A 22,936-nucleotide genomic window follows, 5' to 3' on the forward strand; every position below is an offset into this window, starting at 1 on the left:
AGGAGTCCGCAATGTCCCTACTGCCCAACCGCCAGGCTGCGCGACGGACCGTCACCACCTGCCTTGCCCTGCCCTTGATCCTGCTGGCCGGCACTGCCGCCGCCGATGGCGACGGGGTGTGGAAAGGCGGCGAGAATATCTATGCGAAAGTCTGCGGCCACTGCCATGAAGGCCAGGTCGGCCCGCAGCTAAAAGGCCGCCAGTTGCCCGCCGCCTACATCAGCGCCATCGTGCGCAACGGCTTCCGTGCCATGCCTGCCTTCCCCGCCTCGTTCATCGACGACAACGCCCTGCAACAGGTCGGCGACTACATCTCCAAATCCCCCGCGCCAGCGGCCAAGCCTTGAGGGTGCTGTGATGATGAATGTCGAACGTCGCTCGCTGCTCAAGGGCATGGCCCTGGGCGGCCTGGCCGGTGTTGCCCTGAGCAGCTCCAGCCTGAGCCTGGCCAACAGCGTGCTGGGCCGTCCTGCTCACGCACAGGCCGCGAGCCTGGCGCTGGTCAGCCCAGAAGTCGCCCGCTCCGCCTTTGTCCAGGGCCTGCAGGCAAGCCCGGCGGCCCCACAACTGCAGACAATGCCCGCAGGCCTCGACCTTGCGTTGCTCCTCGACCTGCAGCAACGCCTTGCCAGCGGCCAACCCCAGCGCCTGATCGGCCTGCTCGACGATGCCAGTGCCGCGCTGATCGTCGACCTCGCGCGCAGCGCCGGAGCGCGCGTGCAGTGGCTGGGCCAGCACAACGCCAGCGCCGGGCACTCCCGCCACCGCCTGCTCAGCGCGCAGGCCGCGCACGGTTGCGCCCTGCAACTGGGCCAGCACCTGCACGCCTGCGGCCAGGGCTTCAGCCTGCATGAGCAGCGCCTGCACAGCGCTGCACCGACCTTGCAACTGGCCAGCGCCCACCGCGCGCTGGAAGGCGATCAATGGGCGGCCACCCTCGGTTACGCCCTGGCCGTTCTCGGCAGCACCGACACCGGCCAGGCGCCCCTGATTGCCAACCGCCGCGCGGCACTGACCGGCACCTACGTGTCGTTCTCGATCGAAGTCTGAAGGATTCCCACATGAGCCAAGCAACCGCCAATACCCTGCTGCCCCGCGGCGTCGATGCTGCCCGTTTCGAGCAAGCCCTGGCGCAGTTTCGCGCCCTGCTGGGCGACGACAACGTACTGGTCAAGGACGATCAGCTGATTCCCTACAACAAGATCATGATGGCCGTGGACAACGCCGAACATGCGCCCGCCGCTGCCGTCACCGCCACCACGGTGGAACAGGTGCAGGGCGTGGTGAAGATCTGCAACCAGTTCAAGATTCCGGTCTGGACCATCTCCACCGGCCGTAACTTCGGCTACGGCTCGGCGGCGCCCGGCCAGCGTGGCCAGGTGATTCTCGACCTGAAGAAAATGAACAAGATCCTTCACGTCGACCCTGAGCTGTGTACCGCCCTGGTCGAACCCGGGGTGACTTACCAGCAGCTCTACGACTACATCCAGGAGCACAACCTGCCGCTGATGCTGTCGTTTTCCGCACCCTCGGCGATTGCCGGGCCACTGGGCAACACCATGGACCGCGGCGTCGGCTACACCCCGTACGGCGAGCACTTCCTGATGCAATGCGGCATGGAAGTGGTACTGGCCAATGGCGACGTCTATCGCACCGGCATGGGTGGGGTCAAAGGCGACAACGCCTGGCAGGTGTTCAAGTGGGGTTACGGCCCTACCCTCGATGGCATGTTCACCCAGGCCAACTACGGCATCTGCACCAAGATGGGTTTCTGGCTGATGCCCAAGCCGCCGGTCTTCAAGCCGTTTGAAATCAAGTTCGAGAACGAGTCGGACATCGCCGAGATCGTCGAATTCATCCGCCCGTTGCGCATCGCCCAGGTCATCCCCAACTCGGTAGTGATCGCCGGCGTGCTGTGGGAAGCCTCGACCTGCAACACCCGGCGCAGCGACTACACCACCGAGCCCGGCGCCACGTCCGACGCCATTCTCAAACAGATCCAGAAAGACAAGAACCTCGGCGCCTGGAACGTCTACGCCGCCCTCTATGGCACCCAGGAACAGGTCGATGTGAACTGGCAGATTGTCACCGGTGCGCTCAAGCAACTGGGCAAGGGCCGTATCGTCACCGAGGACGAGGCAGGCGACACGCAGCCGTTCAAGTACCGCGCGCAGTTGATGTCCGGGGTGCCCAACCTGCAGGAGTTCGGCCTGTACAACTGGCGTGGCGGTGGTGGCTCGATGTGGTTCGCGCCGGTCAGTCAGGCACGCGGCAGCGAGTGCGACAAACAGCAGGCCCTGGCGAAAAAGATCCTCAACAAACACGGCCTGGACTATGTCGGTGAATTCATCGTCGGTTGGCGCGACATGCACCATGTCATCGACGTGCTGTACGACCGCAGCAACCCCGAGGAAACCTTGCGCGCCAATGCCTGCTTCGCCGAGTTGCTGGATGTCTTCGAGCAGCACGGTTACGCCGTCTACCGGGTCAATACCGCGTTCCAGGAGCGCGTCGCGCAAAGCTACGGGCCGGTCAAGCGCAAGCTCGAACACGCGCTCAAACGCGCCCTCGACCCGAACAACATCCTCGCCCCGGGCAAGTCCGGCATCGACCTGAACAACCCGTTCTAAACCCTTGCGTCCCCGCCAGGCCGGAGCTGGCGGGGGCTCATGTCCAGCGGCAACGGCGACGTTATCGCCAGCATCTATAATCACGGCTCAATTCCCAGTGGAAAGCCTTGATGCCGCAACCCCGACGATTTTTGCCCATGGCCTGCGCGCACCCGCGGCGCACGGTGATCCTGTGTTTTCTCGCCGCTTTCGCCATCAGCCTGGTACTCGCCGGTCGCCAGTATTACCAGCTGCTGCAACGCGAACTGCAAGAGCGCGAGCACAGTCTGCACCTGCAGGCGCTGGCCATCGAGGCCGTGGTGATCAATGGCAAAAGCCAGTTGCAGTTCATGCGCAATATCGCCGAACGGCTGCTGATCGAAGCGCACATGCAACCGGCCATGCGCCGCAATGAAGCGATTGGCGCAGCGATGCGCAACAGCCAGCAGCCGCTCTGGGAGCTGCCGGTGCCGAAATCCGATGCACCGGTGCGGGCCATCGGCGATGCCCAGGTAGCGAACATTCCGGGCCTGAGCCGCGAGCCCCAGCAATTGATAGAAGACCTGCACCTGGCGCACGCGATGAGCCAGGTGTTGCCCGCGCAGTTTCAAGGTGAGAGCAATCTGTCCCGCATCCTGTTCCTGACCACCTCCGGCATCGTCATCGCCTACCCGGCGGTGAGGGACGAGCAGCTGGAACCGATCCTGCGCAAATTCACCAGCTCGCCGTTGATGCACCTGAACCGCGCCAACGCCGAAGACCTCGACATCGCCTTCTATCCGCCGCCCGGCAGCAATCTAGGCAGCATGCCGCACGTTCTGCTGAGCACCCCGGTGTACCTCAATGCGGTGATGCGCGGCGCGCTGATCTACGACGTGCCGCAGACCAAACTGCAGAACTACCTCTACCAGACCACTGCAAGCGATGAGCAGCATGCGCTGATCGATGACGAGGGCAGCCTGGTCGCCTCCAGTGAGCAGCTGCTCAAACCGCTGCCGGGCAGCTGGCTGAGCAGCTTGCCGGCCTCGGGCATGCGCTTGTCGGTCCCGATGCTGTTCCAGCGCGACCACGGTACGCTGAAGCTTGACGAGGGCTACCTGCAATTTCGTGAGCTGCAGGGCATCGACCTGATGCTGACCAACTACATCAGCGCCGCCGACCTGCGTGCGGCGGTGAATGCACAGATCGACATCCTGTTCCTCGGTGTCTGGGCGCTGCTGGGGGCATTGATGTTCCTGACCCTGTACGTTGTCGATCGGCTGTTCAAGGGACAACTGCGCCTGAACCGACAACTGCGTGAGATGGGCCTGGTCGACGGCCTGACCCAACTGGCCAACCGCCGCCGTCTGCAGTCGGACTTTGGCGGCTTGCTCCAGCGCCTGCACGAGGATCAGCCACTGGCCTTGTGGATGCTCGACATCGACCGCTTCAAGCACATCAACGACAACTGGGGCCACAGCGCCGGCGACGAGGTGATCAAACACCTGGCCACCCTGTGCCGGGCGCTGGTGCGGCCACAGGATCTGGTGGTGCGCTATGGCGGTGAAGAGTTCTGCGTGCTGCTGCCTGATACGTCGCTGACCCAGGCCACGCAGATGGCCGAACAGCTGCGCGCCGCCACCGCGCAGTCGGTGTGCGTGCCCGAAGCCGGGACCCTGCTGGCCGGCGCACCGTCGCTGGAAATTCGCCTGACGGTGTCAGTGGGCGTGGCGGAACTGCGCGTCGATGGCTGCCAAGGCCTGGAGGACCTGGTGGCCACTGCTGACCGGCGCTTGTATGCGGGGAAAAAAGGTGGCCGGAACCAGGTGGTCAGCAGCGATTGAACCGGTGGGAGCGGGCTTGCCCCGCGATTGCGGTGTGTCAGTCATATCGCATCGCGGGGCAAGCCCGCTCCCACAGACAGTAATCTCCTACAGGTGCCAGTCTTGTTTGTCGGCAAAAAACGCCCGCGCATTGTCCTCAAGGCTTTCCAGGTGATAACCGCCTTCCTGCACAATCAGGCACGGCACGCCCAGGCTGCGAATACGTTCGCCCAAGGCGGCGAAACCTTCGCGAGTGACAGCCACTTTGCTCTGCGGGTCGAGCGCGTAGATATCGAAGCCCAGCGACAACACCACTACCTCGGCATCGAAGTGACGCACCGCTGCCAGCGCCACCTCCAGCTGGCCGAGGAAGTCCGCCTCACTGGCACCATGGGCCATCGGCAAGTTGAGGTTATAGCCCTGCCCCGCACCGCTGCCGCACTCGTCGGCAAAGCCGGCAACCGCCGGGTAAAAGTTGGTCGGGTCGCCGTGCACCGAGACGTACAGCACATCGTCACGCTCGTAGAAGATTTCCTGGATGCCCTGGCCGTGGTGCATGTCGGTGTCGAGCACCGCCACGCGGCTGAAGCGCTCGCGCAACACCTGGGCGGCAATCGCGGCGTTGTTCAGGTAGCAGAAGCCGCCTGCCGCTTCGGCGCGCGCATGGTGCCCCGGTGGACGGCACAAGGCGTAAGCCGCAGGCGCGCCGTCGAGTAACGCCCTGGCGCCCGCCACTGCGCTTTGCGCCGACCAGTAGGCCGAACGCCAGGTCAGCTCACCCACCGGGCAACTGCCGTCCGCCAGGTAGCTGGCCGCCTGGGCGAGAATGCCACGCATGGCATTGGACTCACGTACGAAGATATTCGACATCACCTCATCGCCCCAGTCTTCGGGGATGTCCTTCCAGCGCGGGTGAGCGTCCTGAAGAAAGTTCACGTAGCCCTCACCGTGAACCGCCAGTAGCGGCTGCAAGCCGGCATCGTCCGGCTGTACGATGTCGAAGCCGAGATTCTGCGCCGCCTGCAACAGATTGCGGGCACGTTCGGGCACTTCCTGCGGCGTGCGCAGCTGCCCACGGGAGAAGTAACTGCGCGGATGGTGCAGGAGCTGTTCGGGGTGAAAGTAGCAACGCATGAGCTTCTCCTTATTCGACCCGGCCAGCCCGGGCCAGCACGGCATTGAGCAATACATCGGCGCCCCGGCGTACATCCTCGGGCAGTACGTCTTCCGCCTCGTTGTGGCTCAGGCCGCCGACACAGGGAATGAATACCATAGCGGTCGGACAATAGCGCGCCAGCAGAATCGCATCGTGACCGGCACCGCTGACAATCGATTGCTGGGCATAGCCCAGACCGTCCACGGCAGCCTGCACCGCAGCCACACAGTCAGGGTTAAACGGCGTAGCCGGGCTGACCCAGTGGCGGCTGATGCTGACCTGCAGGCCACGTTGTGCGGCAATCGCGTGCAGGCGTTTACTGACCTGCTGTTCCATGTCGTCGATGGCGCTGTCGAGGTGATGGCGCAGATCGACGGTGAACTGCACCAAGCCGGGAATGGTGTTGCGCGAAGACTTGCTGATGCTCAACTCACCGACCGTGGTCAGGCCCTCGGGGGCGAAGTCGCAGGCCAGCTGTTCAATCGCCTGGATCATCGGCGCGGCGGCGTAAAGGGCGTCCTTGCGCAGCGGCATCGGCGTGGTCCCGGCGTGCGCGGCCATGCCTTCGACCCGCACGTCGAGCCAGCGAATGGCCTGGCCGCCACTGACCACACCGATGCTCTTGGCGTTGTCTTCAAGGATCGGGCCCTGCTCGATATGCGCTTCGAAATAGGCATCCACCGCACCACCCAGTGGGCGCTTGCCGGCATACCCGGTGCGCTGCAGCGCCTCGGCGACGCTGACACCATCGGCATCGCGCACCGCCAGGGCATCCTCCAGCTGCATGCTGCCGGTGAACACCGCCGAGCCGAACATCGCCGGGGTGAAGCGCGCGCCTTCTTCATTGGTCCACACCGCCACTTCCAGCGGCTTGCGGGTCTGGATCTGCAGGTCGTTGAGACGGCGCACCACCTCAAGCCCGGCCAGCACGCCATACACACCATCGAAACGCCCGCCTTCGGGCTGGGTGTCGAGGTGGCTGCCGATCATCACCGGGGCAGCCTCAGGCTCGGTACCGGGGCGCCGGGCAAACAGGTTGCCGATCGGGTCAACGCTCAGGGCCAAGCCCGCTTCGCGGCACCAGTGCGCGAACAGTTCGCGTCCGGCTTTGTCTTCTTCGCTCAGGGCCAGACGGCAACTGCCACCACGGGCCGTCGCACCGATTTCAGCCATGGCCATCAGGCTCGCCCACAGGCGTTCGCCGTTGCTTTTCAGCATCGCAACTACTCCAGTATTCATAAACAGATCAGGCCATTTCCAGACGATGGGCAGCGGCATGGCGGCGTGCCAGGGCCAGCACGCAGAGCAGCGAGATCGCCGCAATCACGCTATAGAACAACGCCATCGGCCACCACTGACCGACAAACTTGTGCGCCAGCCAGGTGCCCACCAGCGGCGTCAGGCCACCGGCGATTGCGCCGCACACCTGATAGGCCATGGAGATCGCCGTGTAGCGCACGCGGGTCTCGAACATGCCGCTGACGTAACCGGCGATCACCGCGTAGAACGACGCCATGCACACCACTGCCAGGGCGATACCGACAATGATCAGCGGCGCCTGGCCGGAACTGACCAGCACAAACATCGGGTACGGCGAGGCCATGGCCAGCAGCGACACCAGGCAGAGGAAACGTGTGGCGCCGATCTTCTCGGCGACCCAAGCCGCCAGGGGCTGGATGCAGAATTGAATGATCGCCACCACAAACAGGCATTCGAGGATCAGTGAACGCGGCAGGGCCAGTTGCTGGGTGCTGTAGGCAATCATGAAAGTGTTGGTGAAATACACCCCGGCGATACCCAGGGTATTGGCGCCAATGCACAACAGCAGCGGCCGCCAGGCGGTGCGCAGCACCTCCATCACCGGTGCCTGTTCCTTGCGCTTGGCCTTGCTGGCCTGCTCGCGGCTGGCGAGAAATTCCGGCGACTCGTTAACCCCCAGGCGAATCGCCAGGCCGACCAGCAACAACAGCGCACTGGCCAGGAACGGCAAGCGCCAGCCCCAGCTCATCAAGTCTTCTTCCGGCAAACGGGTGACCGCGCTGAAGGCCAGCAGCGAGAGGATCAAACCGGCCGGGCTGCCCAGCTGGGCAAAAGACGCAAAGAAATTCCGCCGCCCCTTGGGCGCGTGCTCTCCAGCCATCAGCACTGCACCGCCCCACTCCCCGCCCACGGCGATGCCCTGGACGATGCGCAGCAGAATCAGCAACACCGGCGCGGTGGCGCCGATCTGCGCATAGGTGGGCAACAAGCCGATGCACACGGTGACCACACCCATCATCAGCAGGGTGATCACCAGCGATTTCTTGCGCCCGATACGGTCGCCAATATGACCAAAGACAATGCCGCCCAGGGGCCGGGCGAAAAAGCCCACGGCGAAGGTGCCGAAGGCGGCCATGGTGCTGAACAGCTTGTCGTCGGAAGGAAAGAACAAGGCCCCGAACACCAGCGCCGCAGCCGTGGCGTAGATGTAAAAGTCGTACCACTCGATCATGGTGCCGATAAAGGCGGCAGCCGCAGCCCGGCGCGGCTGGGGCGAAGCGGATGGCTTCATGGGTCAGGCTCCTTTGATTATTTTTCTGGCAGGAGGGAACGGTGCGTTCGCGGCGCTCTGGCGACGCCTGTGTGAGTACGATTTTTCGTCCCGGGGCTATGATTAGTCAATTTTCTATTTATTATTCAGATTATTAACCACCCTTATACTTACACCACAGGGCCCTGCCATGCCTGATCGCCTGCTCAACGACCGCCTGGACTGGAACCTGCTGCGCACCTTCCGGGTGATCGGCCAGGAGCTCAGCATCAGCCGTGCCGCTGCGCGCCTGCACCTGACGCAACCGGCGGTGAGCCAGGCGCTCAAGCGCCTGGAAGAACAGCTCGGGCGCCAGCTCATCGCCCGCCGCGGCCCGCGCTTTGCCCTGACCGAGGTGGGTGAACAGATCTTCCACCTGGCCGGGGAGATCTACGGGCAGATGTCCCAGGTCAGCAGCGTGCTGGAGCAGCCGGCCGATGAGGTGATTGGCAAAGTGCGCCTGCTGATGATCAGCCGCATCGTCTGCGAGCGCTTCGACAGTTTTCTCGCTGATTTTCATCGCCAGCACCCGCGGGTCGATCTGGAAATCGACGTGATGCGCAGTTCCGACATTGTCAGCGCCCTGCAGGAAAAGACCGCGACCCTGGGCCTGAGCCTCAACCGCCGCCCGCAGCCACGCCTGGAGCAGCGCCTGTTCCTGAGCCAGCGTTACGGGTTCTTCTGTGGCAAGCACCATGGGCTATACGGCAAAAAAGACGTCGCCGAGGGCGACCTGCAGCGTGAGAATTTCGTCAGCTTCGCCAGCGACCAGATCGGCGGCATGCTCTCGCCGCTGACCATCTTTCGCGACCAGCAAGGCTTCAGCGGGCGCATCGTCGCCTCGTCACCGAGCCTGGAAGAAGTGCGACGCCTGGTGATTGCCGGGTTTGGCGTGGGCTGTCTGCCGGCGCATGTGGTGGCCGCAGATGTCGAAGCGGGACTGCTCTGGCCATTGCCGCCGCTGGAGGGGATCGCCGATGTCGATATCCATCTGCTGTGGAACCGCGAACAGCGCATGAGCCGGGCGGAGTCGGTGTTCATCGAGGCGCTGCAAGCGAACCTGTAGATGCACAAGCGGTGGGAGCGGGCTTGCCCCGCGATTGCGGTGGGTCAGACAGAGAGCCTCGCGGGGCAAGCCCGCTCCCACCGTCACCGATAAAAGTCGACAACCGTGTCTATTTTTATAGACACCTGATTCAGCCGCAAAAACGCTACAAGCCGCGCAATAGAGCTATAGATCAGTAACCCTCTGCGAGAAGAAGACACAGAGCGGTAACAATTTGTCAGAATTTAATTGACACACCACTCCAACTCTTCTTATTTTCCCCCTGCCTCACCACACCCAAAAGAATAATTCCAAACATATACGGGCAAGTGCCATCCATGATGCCAGTCTCTTCACGCGCACCTGAAAAGCAGAACAAAGGACCCGTTCTCACCGCTTCACCCCGCCGCCGCTCCCCACTGACTCAGGAGCGCAGCGCGCATGCACAGTAACAACGCCGCAGCCTCCAGCGCGCAATTCAAGAAGACCCTGAAACTCTGGCAGGTGGTCATCATCGGCCTGGCCTACATCGCGCCGATGACCGTGTTCGACACCTTCGGCATCGTCTCCGGCATTACCGACGGGCATGTGCCCAGTGCCTATGTACTGGCGTTGCTGGGTATCCTCTTCACCGCCGTCAGCTACGGCACGCTGGTACGCCGCTTCCCCGAATCCGGCTCGGCCTACACCTACACGCGCCGGGCGATCAACCCGCATGTCGGCTTTCTGGTCGGCTGGTCGTCACTGCTCGATTACCTGCTGCTGCCGATGGTCAACGCCCTGCTGGCCAAGCTCTACCTGTCGGTGATGTTCCCGGAAGTCCCGGCCTGGGCCTGGGTGGTCGGCTTTGTCACCATCATGAGCCTGATCAACATCCGCAGCATCAACCTGGTGGCCAACTTCAACACCCTGTTCGTGGCGATCCAGGCGGTCATCATCGGTGTGTTCATCTACCTGACCATCCGCGGCCTGCACAGCGGCGAAGGCCTGGGCACGACCTGGAGCCTGCTGCCGTTTGCCGGTGAAGACACCCACCTCAACGCCCTGGTCGCCGGCGCCACCATCCTGTGCTTCTCGTTCCTGGGCTTCGATGCGGTCACCACCCTGTCGGAAGAAACCGAGAACGCCGAGAAGGTCATCCCGCGGGCGATCTTCCTGATTGCGCTGATCGGCGGCCTGGTGTTCATCATCGTGTCGTTCTACATCCAGTCGTTCTTCCCGACCATGGACCGCTTCCAGGATCACGAAGCGGCCCTGCCGGAAATCGCCCTGTATGTCGGCGGCAAGCTGTTCCAGTCGATCTTCATCTGCTGCACCTTCATCAACACCCTGGCCTCGGGCCTGGCTTCGCAAGCCAGCGTGTCGCGCCTGCTGTACGTGATGGGCCGCGACAATGTGATCCCGAAACGCTACTTCGGCCGCCTGCATGACAAGTGGAAAACCCCGGCCATCAACATCGTCATCGTCGGTTTCATCTCGTTGTCGGCAATCTTCTTCGACCTGGTGACGGCCACTTCGGTGATCAACTTCGGCGCCCTGGTCGCCTTCAGCTTCGTCAACCTCTCGGTGATCGTGCACTGCTACCTGCGTGAAGGCCGCAGCAAGACCCTGGCCGACAAGCTCAAGTATCTGGTGGTGCCGACGATAGGCTTTTGTATCATCGCCATTTTGTGGCTGGACCTGGATGAACACTCGCTGTTGTTCGGCGGCGTCTGGGCGGCGCTGGGTGTGCTGTACCTGGCGTACCTGACCAAAGCCTTCAAGGTGGCGCCACCGAGTTTCATTGCCGAGTAAAGCGCTATAGAAAAATGGCCCGTCGTTATCGACGGGCTTTTGCTGTTCACTTACCTGAACCTACAAGGACGTCACCATGCTGCTGCGCCGCCTGCTCATCCAATGGAAGATCACCCTGCTCGCCGGCCTCTGCCTGCTGGTCATCGTGGTACTGCTGATGACCGCAGCGCTGTTTCAATCGAGCCGCAGCGCAGCACTGGTCAACACCGCCAACACGCAGATGCTCGACCAGAACGCCCGCCTGCGCCTGCAGACCTATGCCCAGTTGCAGGCGGTGCGTATCCAACGCTATTTCAAGGACGCCTACCTGTACGGCAATGGTGTCTCGCACCTGACGATGGTGCTCAAGGCCCAGGGCCTCGACAACCTGCGCCAGGCGCTCACCCAGCAAGCCAAGACGGCACTGGCCGACAACCCTGAGCTGCTTGGCCTGTACCTGGTGTTCCTGCCCGATGCCCTCGATGGCAAGGACGCCGCGTTCATCGATCAAGCCGATGTCGGCAGCAATGAAACCGGACGCTACTCCCTCTATTGGTCGCAACCGCAACCCGGCCAGCTGGAGTCCGAGGCGATGCCCGAATCGATGCTCGCCGACACCAGCCTCGGCGCCAACGGCTTTGCCTACAACCGCTGGCTGACCTGCCCGCTGGAGACCGGCGAAACCTGCGTGATCGACCCCTACTTCGACACCGTCGGCGACCGTACGCCGCTGATGACCAGCATTGCCATTCCGCTCAAGCAGGACGGCAAGGTCATCGGCGTCATGGGCCTGGATATCAGCCTCGACAACCTGCAACAGCTGAGCCTCGACGGGCGCCAGGAATTGTTCGACGGCAACGGTCAGATCAGCATCGTCAGCCCCGCCGGCCTGCTGGCCGGGCACAGCCGCGACGGCAGTCAGCTGAGCAAGAAAATCGAAGACGTGTTCGGTCAGCAGGCCAGCGCCCTGGCAGCGCAGATGCGCGCGGGCAAGGCGGCAGAATTCACCGTCGACGGCATGCTCCAGGTCAGCCAGTCGTTCGCCCCGGTGCCCGGTGCACAGCCGTGGAGCGTGTTGCTGGAGGTGCCCGAGCAGGTCCTGCAGGCGCCGGCCCTTGCGCTCAATGCCCGTCTGGACGCCCACAACAACAGCGCCAACCTCACCAGCCTGCTGATGGCTCTCGGCGCCGCCGTGCTGGGCCTGCTTGTGATCTGGATGACCGCCCGCGGCGTGACCCGGCCGATCCTCAAGGTCGCGGCAATGCTCAAAGACATCGCCAGCGGCGAAGGCGACCTGACCCGCCGCCTGGACTACGCCCGCGAGGATGAACTGGGTGAACTGGCGGGCTGGTTCAACCGCTTCCTCGACAAGCTGCAACCGGTGATCGCCGACGTCAAAGCTTCGGTCCAGGATGCCCGTGGCACCGCCGACCAGTCGGCGGCGATTGCCAGCCAGACCAGCGCCGGCATGCAGCAGCAGTACCGCGAAGTCGACCAGGTCGCCACCGCCTCGCAGGAAATGAGCGCCACCGCCCAGGACGTTGCGCGCAACGCCGCACAGGCCGCCGAGGCGGCCCGCGGTGCCGACCTTGCCACCCGCGAAGGCCTGGAGCTGATCCGCACCACGACCCGCGCGATCGAACAACTGGCCTGCGAAATGACCGCCGGCATGGAAGAAGTACAGCAGCTCGCCAACCGTAGCGAACAGATCGGCTCGGTGCTTGAGGTAATCCGCTCGATTGCCGAACAGACCAACCTGCTGGCCTTGAACGCTGCCATCGAAGCGGCGCGCGCCGGAGAGGCCGGGCGCGGTTTCGCCGTGGTCGCCGATGAAGTGCGCAACCTGGCGCGCCGCACCCAGGACTCGGTGGATGAGATCCGCGTGGTCATCGAAGGCCTGCAGCAAGGCACGCGCGAAGTGGTCGGCTCGATGCACAGCAGCCATCGCCAGGCCCAGGGCAGCGTCGCCCAGGCCGAACAGGCGGTACCGGCGCTGCAACGAATCGGCGATGCGGTGGCGGTGATCACCGACATGAACCTGCAGATCGCCTCGGCGGCCGAAGAGCAGAGCGCTGTGGCTGAGGAAGTGAACCGCAACGTCGCCAGCATTCGCGATGTGACCGAATCGCTGTCCGGGCAGGCACAAGAGTCGGCGCAGATCAGCCAGGCGCTGAACCGCCTGGCCAATCATCAGCAGGGGCTGATGGCGACGTTCAAGGTGTAGCGGTACTCGTTCGCACAGGTTAGCCGCGGCGCTGCAGAATCTCGGCAATCTTGCCGGGAACTGTGGCGTCGCCAGTGCTTTGCGACCACTGCATCCAGCTTGAGATCAGCTGCAACTGGCGCACCACCGAATCGAACTGACGCGCCGAAATGCGCTGGCCTGCCAGCGCATCATCGTAGCTATCAATGAGCTCGCGTTCGGTGAGGGCCACCTGCCCTGAGCCCCTGCCGGTGATAACAATCAACCAGCGGGTCAGTTGCACATCGGCCTTCATCAGCGCATCAAACACACCGAAGTAGCGTTTGTAGCGGGCCTGCGCCTCAGCCAGGCAGCGATCCAGCTCGGCAAACGACAGAGGCCCGGGACGGCACATCACTTCGAGTTGCAGCCGGTTGAGCGTGGCGTAGGGGTTCCAGTCGGATGCTGTTACGTCTTCGCCCTCGGCATAGGCCAGCCTGGCGGCGTCAAGGTGCTTTGCGATCAGCACATCCAGCTTCGCAGCCCTGGGCCCGGAGGTGCGCGGGTCGCTACGTTCCAGTAGTGCAATATGCAGCTGATGCTTGAGCACCCGCCCACGCATTACCTGACGACGCGCAAGCACTAGATCCGGCTTACCCACACACAGATCTCTCAAGCCATCTGCCCGCGCCTTGGCCATCTTGATCAATTTCTCGGCGCGCGCAAAATCGGCAGCGCCAGCACCAAAGCCCGGGGCCGCGGCCAGACAGGCCTGACGAATTTCCACGTCGATCAGCTTCTCCACCGCGGTCATCGGCACGCAGCCCCGGCCATTGAAGCGGGCTACCGCCTTGAGCAACGCCTCCCGGGCGCGCGCCAAGGCATCAGCTTCCCGCCACTCGCTATACAGCAGCCCCAACCCGTACTGGACTTCGGCCTGGCTGACCCAGCTCTCCGACAACCCCTTCAGCCGCTTGTCCACCAGTTCCCGTAGCTGTTTAAAGCCCATTACCGTTGCGGTGGGATTCGGGTTGGCAGCGATCAGCCTCTGCCCTTCAAGCCAGTCGAGCAGTTCTGGAGATCCACGCAGATCGGCGTTGCTACCATCACCAGAAGGCAACAACCTGAGCTGGAACAACGGGTCACCATAGGCCTGGTAAGCGCCCCAGGTATTGCACGCGGGAAACTGCGCGAGCGTCTCCCGGCGCGCGCAGGTGATAGCTTCGGCAAAAGGGTCGCCGTGAAGGGCCAGGCGACTGAAAAAAGTCTCGGAAAAGCAGCAGGCCGCGTTGTCTTCGACTTCCCACCCCGCCGCCACTACGCAACGTACACCCATACTGATCAGCTCTTGCGCCAGGCTCGCCGCCAGGCGGTTACCTCCAGGCTCGAAGCCGGTCACTTTGCCGAGGTGGCAGCAACTGAGAAACACCAGGTCCGGCACGGTCTCCATCCGGTCAATCTCGGCAGCTGTCAGGAGCAAGCCGTCGGATAACACCACCCCGCTGCGCAACTGCCCATTGCTGTCTTTGCTTTGAAACACACCATGGGCACAGATCACCAGGACCCGATACGGCCTGGCAAACAGTTGATCGAAGACCTCAACGGCACTGGCCCTCTCGAACAGACTCCAGGTAGCGTAGCCCGCCCCCTCCAGCACCCGGCTGACCGCCTGGCTTTCGCGCGTGGCCCCCGGCAGGTCCGCCAGGCAATCCGACAGGGGTTCCTGTCCCCTGACCCCGAACTGCTTGAAATAGCCCCGAGTATCCGGGTTGCCGACCACACAGGCATTCATGATGTCGGTGCGCAGCACTTCCCGACGGTACTGCTGAGTAATGAACTGACGCACCAGACGGGTCCGTTTGATTAACGGAACGCCGTCGCTTTCAAGCATTTCCCAGGGCAGGTTGGCGCTGCTGTCATCCAGCACCAGGATCAGATTGTCGGATTTGCGCACGGCGCTTTTGAAGCCGAGCGGGAGCATCAGCTGGAACAGGCTGTTACCGAAGAACGCCGTAGCGTCGTATCGCGTGCTGTGCCCGCGCAGGGCACTGTCGACCATTTTTTCCAGCAGCCCCGGCTGACGCTGATCGACCAGCGCCTCTACCCTCGCACGCTGCCCCATGTACAGGTAATTGAAGCGTTGCGCGGGTTTGCTGGCACCGTCGTCCAGGCGAACTTCAGCAACACCGTAACGTTGTCCGCCGTCGGCGTTGCTGACCTGCAAACGTGGCCAGTAATCACCTGGGGGGGTGACACTCAGGCGTGGCCTTGCCCCTTCGCCGAACTGCACCGCTTGCGCCAGCTCCAACCGGCTGTTGAGGCGCTGAAGTTCACCTGCCAGTTCATGGTCGAGGGTGGCCACCGCATGGCCGGCACAGATCGCCGCATCGACAAACATCTCGACAATATCCAGGCGCGTCACCGCCGCTGCACGCCCCTTGGGCCCTGCGCACACCGCGTCATATTCACGGTTGGCCTGCAATACACCCAGCGTAATGGCACGAATCGACTCATCAACCGTCAACTGAGCACTGGAGTTGGTCCCGAGCAGCAAGCTGGCGATATGCAGCGCCAGCGGCGAGTCGGGCTTGTCAGGATCGTCCAGGCGTTTTACCTGAGCGTACTGATCCACCGCGTTCAACAAGTAGCGCAACACGCCGCTGCGTACCGCCTGGGTGACTACTTCGGCCGTCAGCTCGCCCATGTCCCCAAGGCCTATCATCACCGCGCCACGACCGGTTTCACGACTCACTTCCTCGGCCGTGCGTGGGACCAACACCACCGTCGCGTTACCGAGTTCACCTGAGTACAAACCCAGGCGCTGGCGCTGGGACAACGCACCGTTGACCAGGGTCTGATCGATGGCGGCTTCGGCACCGGAAATCGGGTCGCCCCGGTAGTGCCCGCAGATCAACGGAACCTGGATGCAGCTCAGGTTCATCGCCAGCACATTGATCTGCAGGGTGATCAGTTCAGGTTTCGGCTCCAGGCTGTTGCTGCAACCGAGCACCTGGCCGAGAAGTTGGGCATCGGCCGGATAGGCCGGAGGCCCACCACGGAAACTCACCAGAGCACTCGCACGTTCAGCCCCGCGGCCGCTCGGCAGACGCTCCAGGCGTTTGGGCGTGCGATTGAGCAACAAGCTTTCGATCTCGGGAAAATAGCGCTCGGTGGATGCCAGTTCACCGTGCACCACCGGCATGTACCAATAACGATCTTCAGGCAGTTTTGCCAGTTGCCCTGAGCGCCAGGTCACGGTGCCGTCGCCCTGCGCCGTGCCGCGCAACATCAGTTGCTCGCCACTGATATCCAGCCCGCAGGGGGTGTTCCTGCCTTGACCGTAGATATAGCTGACCCGCTCGGGCTTTTCGTCGAGCCATTGGTTGGCTTCAAGTGTCTGCCAAAATTGCTTCACCTGCTCCAGCGTTGCAGCATCGGGACGTGCTCCCAGTTCGGCACCAAACCAGAAGTCATCGTTCTGCATGGCCAACTGACTCCAGCTGGCAGCCCCGAAGAAGTCCACCGGGCTGCGCCCGCCGACGTCCTCGAAACCGGGTGCGGGCAATAAGTGCAAAGCACCAGGAAATTTGCCCACGATCTGCAGAATATCCCGCAACGTATTGCGCATATCTACACGAGCCAGCATGCGCACGGTGTCGGACTGTCCGAGCAAGGTTTCAACCATGGAATAGGCGCCGTGGTTTGGTGTGCCCAACATCACCAGCAGGCCATCGGCATCCTTTACCAGCCTCGGCCATAGCGTTGCGTCGTGCGCGAACGCCGCGCGCACGACCAGGCCACCCATACTGTGAGCCAGTAAACGGATGTTTTTCTTCGGCTGGCTATTAAGCTGGTCGTTCAACACCCGGGCGAGGTTGCTGCCAAGTTGTTGCAATGGCTGGCGCCAGTCATAGTGATGGTCAATGACCTTATAGTGGGTGGCTTCAAGGTAGGTATGCAGATGCTTGTAAGCCAACTCAATCAGGCCTTGGCTCGTGACGTTTGGCACCTGTATGGCAACAGACCCCAAACCTTCCAAAGCAAGCTCCAACGGGTCGAGCCAGAGCGTATTGCCGTCAATGCCCAAGCGGCTGCCCATAATCCCGGGCACTATGTAGACGATCGCATCAGTCTCTTGCTGACGCTTGACCAGCAACGCTTCGCCAGCATCGCGAGAGGTTTCAGCCTTGCTGTCCCTGGAGACCAGGACCCTGTCCAGCAGCCAGTCGCTCAGGCTGCTGGGGAGTGGTCGATTACGGTACCTGACTGCATCGCGGAAATAATGGAAGTGGTTGACCTGCGGCCCTTCGACCGCCATGGCATGGGTTTCCTTGGCATGGCCGTAGACGCCGCCGTACATGGATTCGGTGTTGACCACCAGGTCATTGCGCGCCCGGTCGAACAGCGCCCAGTCGACGAACATATAGCCAATACGCTGAAGAATGCCGCTGGCTGATTCTTCGGAATCGCCAGCAACCACAGCCATTTTCAGATTCGGTAGCGGTGCGGCCCGCGCCAGCAGCATACCCATGGGGGCCTCCGGCAGCATCGCCTCGATACCGGGAACCACCTGCGGCTGCAGACGCTTGTCGGCGATCTCCAGAACCACCCGCTCAAGCAGCTTCAGGCTGCGGTCTGCCACTTTAGCCGTCGCACTTCCCGCGACCGGTGTAGCGACGGCACTCACCGCCGCACCAATACCCCAGGTGGCAAACTTGCGCACCAGACTCAGCAAACAGGACAGGAATACATCGAGGTTATCGGACAGCAGCGCGGTACCGCGGGCCGGAGCGGCCACGCGCACATAGTGGGTAACTTTAATGTTTTTACTTTTGAGAAGGCCTACAAGCTTATCGAGTTTGCGCTGCTCTTCCTTGGCAAAATCCTCGCGCTGCCTGACCAACGCCGGATCATGTTTTTCCCGCTCGACTTCATCGGGCCTGGGATCACGGCGATAGTTCTCGATCCAGGTCGACAAGTTAGGGCCGTCGGGGTCGATACAGAGCAAATCGGCAACCAGCCCGCCGCGCGAATGACTCACCAACTGCAATACGGCATTTTTCGGTAGCTGTTCGACAACCTCCAGGGCATTGTCGATCGGGCTTTGCGAGAAGGTGCGATGTTCAAACGCGGCAATCTGATTACCGAACTTCAGTTGCAAGTCTTTCCAGGCAGCGGTGCTGGGCAATTCACCGAAACTGCCAAGGGTGTGCGAACCCGTCCCATGGATGAACAACAACATGGGTTTATCGGCGTCCAGTATTGTGTTGCTTGAAATCATATCCTGCGGGCTTAACGCACCACCGTTCCAGCGATACAGCCCGGGCGGGCCAGCCAGCTGATTCTCGATGGCCTTCATCAGTGCTGTGGCGCCCTGTTGCGCCGCCCAGTCGACTGCCACACCGGCGACCTTGTCGGTGATCAATGCCTTGGCCGCCTCCGTGATGTCGTCATCTTCCAATGCCAATTGGCGGATCTGCCGCCAGATCCAGTCCGGCACACCCCGGCTCTTGCCCTGGATGTCGGTGAAACGGGCAAAATCCACCGCGCCCTCTCTATCCAGTACATCCGGGCGGGTGCGGCGCAGCTGCTCGACCAGCGCGTCGGCGCGAATGAAAATGGTCGAACCATCGTTGGCGTCCAGCGCCAGCAGCGCATGGGGATCGCTCAGGGTTTCACTGTGGGGGGCATCGCTGGAACGTGCCGCCGCTGTCAGCTGCCAGGTTTTCAACACCCGTACGTTATCCAGGGTGCTGGCTGGCACGCCGCTGGCGCTGCGGCTTGTCGATGCGGCGAATGTCTGAGGCGGCATGGCCGCAGCATCGGCGGAGTGCTCAAGAGGGAGTTTGATCAGCGGCGGGGCGTCAGTCGGTTTCATGAGGTATTCCCTCGGCATCCACCTCCTCACTACAGTTCATGCTTAGTTATATTTCAAGATCACCTTTATATTTAGCAGCCGCACAAAAAAACAAGTGTTTCAAAAACTTAACAAGCCATGCTTAGTTAATCGCGAAAACCATTAACCAGGCATGACTATTATCGCGCTTACTCCTGAGTAGTTTATAACCCGGGCAAAAAAAACTACTTAACAACTGCCAATAACTTGTTTAAGCATGCGCTTGAAGGTTTCGATCTGTTCCGGCGAAAAGTCCGCAAAGACCCTGCCCTGCTGCTCGGAGGCAATCGTCCACAGCGCTTCGGTTTGCTCGACGCCCTCAGCCGTCAGCGCGAAATAACCGCTGCTTCGATCCTCCACCAGCCCCTTGCGTTTGAGGATGTCCAGCGACTGTTCGATCTCACGCATGGGCATCGCCACCTCACGCTGCAAACCGTGCATGTCGAGGTCGCAATCATTCTCCAGGACCATGAGCATGCGCGCTTCGCTGGTGCGCAGGCCGCTGGCCAGCTGCCGTGGTTGATAGTCGGCCTGGTAACTGCGTACGGCCTGGGTCATCAGGTAATAGAGGTTATGGCTCAGGCGCCCCTGGAAGGCACTCTTGCGCGTACCTTCAGGGCGCGACGCCAGACGCGGATGCGGCAGCACCGAAGAGTAGGCACCCTGGTGATAAAGCAGCGGTGAACGGCCAAAGTCATCGAAGGCTATTACCTTGCCGATCAGAATCCAGTGATCGCCACCGTCGACCTGCTGGTGCATTTCACATTGAAAACGTGCCGCGCAGTCACTGAACAGCGGCGCGCCACCGGCGCCCTCCTCGCATTCGATGCCGGCGAACTTGTCGTCCTTGGGCCGGGCGAACTGGTTAGACAGGTCGATCTGATCAGCCGCCAGAATGTTCACGGCAAAGTGGCTGGCGTCGTTGAACACCTCATAGCTGGTCGAGCGTTTGTCGATGCTCCAGAGAATCAGCGCAGGGTCGAGTGAAACCGAGTTGAAGCTATTGGCGGTGACGCCGACTTTGCGAGTGCCGACAGCGGCGGTCATGATCGTCACACCGGTAGCGAAATTACCCAAGGCACGGCGAAAAGCGCGCGGGTCGAAGCCCGCATCTTGTTGGTCGGTCATGATGTCCTCAGTGCCGGGCGAACCCGGCAGGTCGATTCGGGAAAAAGAGTGAGGCCCTCAGACCATGCTCGGATCGGGCTCAAGGCCCATCAGCTCACGTCCCAGAATCTGGGTGCAGACGTCGTAGTCGGTGTAGGCATGGGCAGCGGTCATGTGCGAATCGCGCCACAAGCGCTGCAGCTCGTTGCTCTCCATCCAGGCAGTGCCGCCAGCGGCTTCGAACAGGCGATCGACAGCCTGCACGCACATTTTCACCGCATAGCCCTGGTTGGTGCGCCAGAACGCCAGGGTTTCACGGCTGGGGTACTCGTGGCGCTCGCCATGTTCGGCGTGGTCGCGCCAGGTTTTCTCCAGAAAGGCACGGGCGGCAGCGACCTGATGGGTCGATTCGGCCAGGCGCATCAGCGCTGGCGTCGCGGCCCCGACATTGACCCCGGTGTAGGCGCGAACGCGGTTGCGGGTTTTGTCCTTGAAGGCGTCGAGCATGCGTTCGGCAATACCCAGGCTGACGGTCGCAAAGCCGCTGGCGAAGTACGGCCGGTATGGGGTGTAGAAGATCTTGCTGTCCGGGTACAGACCGAAGCCGGCGGACTTGCCTTCCATCATGTCCTTGGCTTTCTGAATGCGGTGCTCGGGGACGAAGACATTGTCGATGGACAGGGTTTTGGTACCGCTGCCTTTCATGCCGACGGCGTACCAGTCATCGAGGATTGTGTAGTCGCTGCGCGGCAGCACGGCGAAGCAGTAATCCTGCGCGCCCTCGGCATTCACCCGGCGGCAACCGACGATGGCCCACTCGGCATGATCGCTGCCGCTACTCCAGCCCATCTGGCCGCTGAACCTGACGCCGCCCTCGACCTCCTCGACCTTGCCGAACGGCGCAATCGAACTGCTGGCCGTGGCGTCCGGGTTGGCACCCCAGATTTCATCCTGCAACTGTTTGGAGAACATCGCCAGTTGATGGCTGTGGGTGCACAGCAGACTCATGGCCCAGGCGGTGCTGGCGCAGGCACCAGCGAGCAAGGCGATGCAGTCGCAGAAGTCCGGCAGGGACATTTCCACGCCGCCATAGGCCTTGGGCAGGAACGCACGGTGCAGGCCGATGCCTTTGAGCATGGCGATGTTCTCGGCCGGGACCATGCGGTCTTTCTCGGCCTGAGCGGCATTGGCGGCAATGACAGGGAGAATCTCCTTGAGTGCTTCAAGGAGCGGGATTGGCTTTTTCATTGTTAGCGACCTTGTTGTTAGAAATTCGCTGGGCTGACCGGACCTGTGTGCAGTCAGACGCTGGAACGGATTATGCGCAGCCCGGGCACTGGCAAAAATGGACATTTCGAACTCTGCATTGCACTTTCCATGGCCATTGTGCCCCGCGAGGCGTTAACGCCTGCGGGGCCTCGAAAAAATTGTTAACAAGACAACGAAACCAGTACCATGACGCCCCCATCCGGCACCGGAGCCGTATTCAGTCATGCGTCACTGGCCCAGTTCCCTGCGCGCCCTGCGCCACCGCAATTTCCGCCTGTATTTCATTGGCCACGCGATTTCCACGTTGGGTACCTGGATCCAGCAGGTGGCGTTGTCCTGGCTGATCTACCGGCTGACCGACTCGGTCGCCCTGCTCGGCCTGACCACCTTCGCCGCGCTGATTCCGCAATTGCTGGTGGGGCCGTTTGCCGGTGCCTGGATCGACCGGCATGACAAGCGCCGCCTGCTGATCATGGTCGAAACGGCGCTCGCCCTGCAGGCGCTGATCCTCGCGGGGCTGACCGCCAGCGAACAGATAGGGCCAGCGCTGATCGTGACCATGGCTGCCCTGCTCGGTGTCCTCAATGCGGTGGACACGCCGTTACGTCAGTCCCTGCTCAGTCAGTTCGTCGACGACCGCCAGGACCTGCCCAACGCCCTGGCGCTCAATGCGCTGCTGTTCACCCTGTCGCGCTTCATCGGCCCGCCGCTGGCCGGGCTGCTGTTGGCGGTGGTCAGCGAGGCGGTGTGTTTCAGCCTCAACGCGGTGTCGTACCTGGCGTTGGTGATCGGCCTGGTTTGCGTGCGTCAGCTGCCCTCGACACGGGCCAGCGGTTCATTTCGCAATGTGTTCCGCGAAGGCCTGCGCTATGCGCTGGACAGCCAGCAGGTGAAGCAGCTGATGCTCAGCGTGATGGTGATCAACCTCACCGCTTCCAGCTATGTGGTGCTGTTACCGGTATTCGCCCGCGATATCTTTGCCGGTGACGCTCGCACGCTCGGCTGGCTGTGGGGGGCCGCCGGGCTGGGGTCGCTGATTGCCAGTGTGGTGCTGGCCGGTAATCGCAACACGGCGCCACTGGGCCGATTGATTCTTGCCAGTGCGGCGAGCAGTGCGCTGGCGATGTTGCTGTTCGCTGTCAGTACGCAGTTGTGGCTGTCACTGTTTGCCATGGCGGTGCTCGGTTTCGCTATCACTCTGTGCAACGTCGGCACCAACATCGTGCTGCAGAGTGAGGCACCCGAGGCGCTGCGGGGCCGGGTCGTGGCCTTGTATACCTCGACGCGCTTCGGTTTCGATGCCATTGGTGGCCTGCTTGCCGGCCTGCTCGCTGCGCATCTGGGCGCGCCTGCGGTGCTACTGGGTGCCGGTGCGTTGTTGCTCGTCTACTGCGGCTGGGCTGCGCACCGCCAGCGGGTTAAACACGCGTAAGGCGAAAAAAGGCCAGGAAGGCACAGATCTTTGGACTGGGGTTGGGATGCCGCGGTGGTGGGCTTATCCATTTGCTGTGGCGCCGCTGCCAAGGGA

General features: G+C 62.3%; 14 protein-coding genes and 1 pseudogene. 9 read left to right on the forward strand and 6 right to left on the reverse strand.

The genetic code is table 11. The annotated features are described in order from the left end of the window. Window positions 1-11: 11 nt before the first annotated feature. The 4 genes from NPS47_RS21240 (at window position 12) to NPS47_RS21255 (ending at window position 4,432) form a co-directional block, all read left to right on the forward strand. Window positions 12-347 (forward strand): c-type cytochrome, encoded by a 336-nt coding sequence (locus tag NPS47_RS21240; protein WP_274296734.1) that lies wholly within the window; start codon window positions 12-14, stop codon window positions 345-347. Between the two features lie 13 nt (window positions 348-360). Beyond that, entirely contained in the window at window positions 361-1,050 is a 690-nt protein-coding gene (locus NPS47_RS21245; RefSeq protein ID WP_274296735.1) for a hypothetical protein, read from the forward strand. Between the two features lie 11 nt (window positions 1,051-1,061). Next, on the forward strand, window positions 1,062-2,630 hold the full coding sequence (locus NPS47_RS21250; protein ID WP_274296736.1) for an FAD-binding oxidoreductase: 1,569 nt from the start codon (window positions 1,062-1,064) through the stop codon (window positions 2,628-2,630). A gap of 110 nt (window positions 2,631-2,740) precedes the next feature. Next, window positions 2,741-4,432 carry a diguanylate cyclase gene (locus NPS47_RS21255; RefSeq protein WP_274296737.1) on the forward strand — a complete coding sequence of 564 codons (1,692 nt, stop codon included), beginning with the start codon at window positions 2,741-2,743 and terminating at the stop codon, window positions 4,430-4,432. Window positions 4,433-4,519: 87 nt separating this feature from the next. On the opposite strand, the gene NPS47_RS21260 is transcribed toward NPS47_RS21255, so the two are convergent. The 3 genes from NPS47_RS21260 to NPS47_RS21270 are packed head-to-tail and all read right to left on the reverse strand — an operon-like array spanning window position 4,520 to window position 8,118. After that, the gene (locus NPS47_RS21260) at window positions 4,520-5,545 is read right to left on the reverse strand and encodes a histone deacetylase family protein (protein ID WP_274296738.1); all 1,026 of its coding nucleotides are present in this window, start codon (window positions 5,543-5,545) and stop codon (window positions 4,520-4,522) included. Window positions 5,546-5,555: 10 nt separating this feature from the next. Further along, window positions 5,556-6,785, reverse strand: coding sequence for a Zn-dependent hydrolase (locus NPS47_RS21265; RefSeq protein ID WP_274296739.1), 1,230 nt, complete (start codon window positions 6,783-6,785; stop codon window positions 5,556-5,558). A gap of 28 nt (window positions 6,786-6,813) precedes the next feature. Next, window positions 6,814-8,118, reverse strand: a complete 1,305-nt coding sequence (locus tag NPS47_RS21270) for an MFS transporter (RefSeq protein ID WP_274296740.1) — start codon at window positions 8,116-8,118, stop codon at window positions 6,814-6,816. Window positions 8,119-8,287: 169 nt separating this feature from the next. Between NPS47_RS21270 and NPS47_RS21275 the strand changes: the two genes are divergently transcribed. The 4 genes and pseudogenes from NPS47_RS21275 (at window position 8,288) to NPS47_RS25830 (ending at window position 13,178) form a co-directional block, all read left to right on the forward strand. After that, a complete protein-coding gene (locus NPS47_RS21275; protein WP_274296741.1) occupies window positions 8,288-9,202 on the forward strand; it encodes a LysR family transcriptional regulator in 915 nt (304 codons plus the stop codon). Between the two features lie 420 nt (window positions 9,203-9,622). Then, window positions 9,623-10,975 carry an APC family permease gene (locus tag NPS47_RS21280; RefSeq protein WP_274296742.1) on the forward strand — a complete coding sequence of 451 codons (1,353 nt, stop codon included), beginning with the start codon at window positions 9,623-9,625 and terminating at the stop codon, window positions 10,973-10,975. Between the two features lie 337 nt (window positions 10,976-11,312). Beyond that, window positions 11,313-12,320 (forward strand): annotated as a pseudogene (locus NPS47_RS25825) (HAMP domain-containing protein); the annotation flags it as partial. A gap of 102 nt (window positions 12,321-12,422) precedes the next feature. After that, the gene (locus NPS47_RS25830; protein ID WP_425313540.1) at window positions 12,423-13,178 is read left to right on the forward strand and encodes a methyl-accepting chemotaxis protein; all 756 of its coding nucleotides are present in this window, start codon (window positions 12,423-12,425) and stop codon (window positions 13,176-13,178) included. Window positions 13,179-13,197: 19 nt separating this feature from the next. Here the strand turns inward: NPS47_RS25830 and NPS47_RS21290 are convergent, their stop codons facing one another. From NPS47_RS21290 to NPS47_RS21300, 3 genes are all read right to left on the reverse strand, one after another. Continuing rightward, window positions 13,198-19,014: a CHAT domain-containing protein gene (locus NPS47_RS21290; protein WP_274296744.1), complete on the reverse strand. Its 5,817-nt coding sequence runs from the start codon at window positions 19,012-19,014 to the stop codon at window positions 13,198-13,200. A gap of 207 nt (window positions 19,015-19,221) precedes the next feature. After that, the gene (locus tag NPS47_RS21295; protein WP_274296745.1) at window positions 19,222-20,160 is read right to left on the reverse strand and encodes a p-hydroxyphenylacetate 3-hydroxylase reductase component; all 939 of its coding nucleotides are present in this window, start codon (window positions 20,158-20,160) and stop codon (window positions 19,222-19,224) included. 57 nt (window positions 20,161-20,217) lie between these two features. After that, window positions 20,218-21,387, reverse strand: a complete 1,170-nt coding sequence (locus NPS47_RS21300) for a p-hydroxyphenylacetate 3-hydroxylase oxygenase component (protein WP_274296746.1) — start codon at window positions 21,385-21,387, stop codon at window positions 20,218-20,220. Between the two features lie 244 nt (window positions 21,388-21,631). Here NPS47_RS21300 and NPS47_RS21305 point away from each other — a divergent pair, with 244 nt between their 5' ends. After that, window positions 21,632-22,840 carry an MFS transporter gene (locus NPS47_RS21305; protein WP_274296747.1) on the forward strand — a complete coding sequence of 403 codons (1,209 nt, stop codon included), beginning with the start codon at window positions 21,632-21,634 and terminating at the stop codon, window positions 22,838-22,840. Window positions 22,841-22,936 lie beyond the last annotated feature (96 nt).

It is taken from the genome of Pseudomonas putida, from assembly GCF_028682475.1.
In the GTDB taxonomy this organism is placed as follows: domain Bacteria; phylum Pseudomonadota; class Gammaproteobacteria; order Pseudomonadales; family Pseudomonadaceae; genus Aquipseudomonas; species Aquipseudomonas putida_AG.

Bases quoted from the DNA above. Each gene is read 5' to 3' on its own strand.
- NPS47_RS21240 (WP_274296734.1), top strand. From the start codon at position 12: ATGTCCCTACTGCCCAACCGCCAGGCTGCGCGACGGACCGTCACCACC.
- NPS47_RS21245 (WP_274296735.1), top strand. From the start codon at position 361: ATGAATGTCGAACGTCGCTCGCTGCTCAAGGGCATGGCCCTGGGCGGC.
- NPS47_RS21250 (WP_274296736.1), top strand. From the start codon at position 1,062: ATGAGCCAAGCAACCGCCAATACCCTGCTGCCCCGCGGCGTCGATGCT.
- NPS47_RS21255 (WP_274296737.1), top strand. From the start codon at position 2,741: ATGCCGCAACCCCGACGATTTTTGCCCATGGCCTGCGCGCACCCGCGG.
- NPS47_RS21260 (WP_274296738.1), bottom strand. From the start codon at position 5,545: ATGCGTTGCTACTTTCACCCCGAACAGCTCCTGCACCATCCGCGCAGT.
- NPS47_RS21265 (WP_274296739.1), bottom strand. From the start codon at position 6,785: ATGCTGAAAAGCAACGGCGAACGCCTGTGGGCGAGCCTGATGGCCATG.
- NPS47_RS21270 (WP_274296740.1), bottom strand. From the start codon at position 8,118: ATGAAGCCATCCGCTTCGCCCCAGCCGCGCCGGGCTGCGGCTGCCGCC.
- NPS47_RS21275 (WP_274296741.1), top strand. From the start codon at position 8,288: ATGCCTGATCGCCTGCTCAACGACCGCCTGGACTGGAACCTGCTGCGC.
- NPS47_RS21280 (WP_274296742.1), top strand. From the start codon at position 9,623: ATGCACAGTAACAACGCCGCAGCCTCCAGCGCGCAATTCAAGAAGACC.
- NPS47_RS25830 (WP_425313540.1), top strand. From the start codon at position 12,423: ATGCAGCAGCAGTACCGCGAAGTCGACCAGGTCGCCACCGCCTCGCAG.
- NPS47_RS21290 (WP_274296744.1), bottom strand. From the start codon at position 19,014: ATGAAACCGACTGACGCCCCGCCGCTGATCAAACTCCCTCTTGAGCAC.
- NPS47_RS21295 (WP_274296745.1), bottom strand. From the start codon at position 20,160: ATGACCGACCAACAAGATGCGGGCTTCGACCCGCGCGCTTTTCGCCGT.
- NPS47_RS21300 (WP_274296746.1), bottom strand. From the start codon at position 21,387: ATGAAAAAGCCAATCCCGCTCCTTGAAGCACTCAAGGAGATTCTCCCT.
- NPS47_RS21305 (WP_274296747.1), top strand. From the start codon at position 21,632: ATGCGTCACTGGCCCAGTTCCCTGCGCGCCCTGCGCCACCGCAATTTC.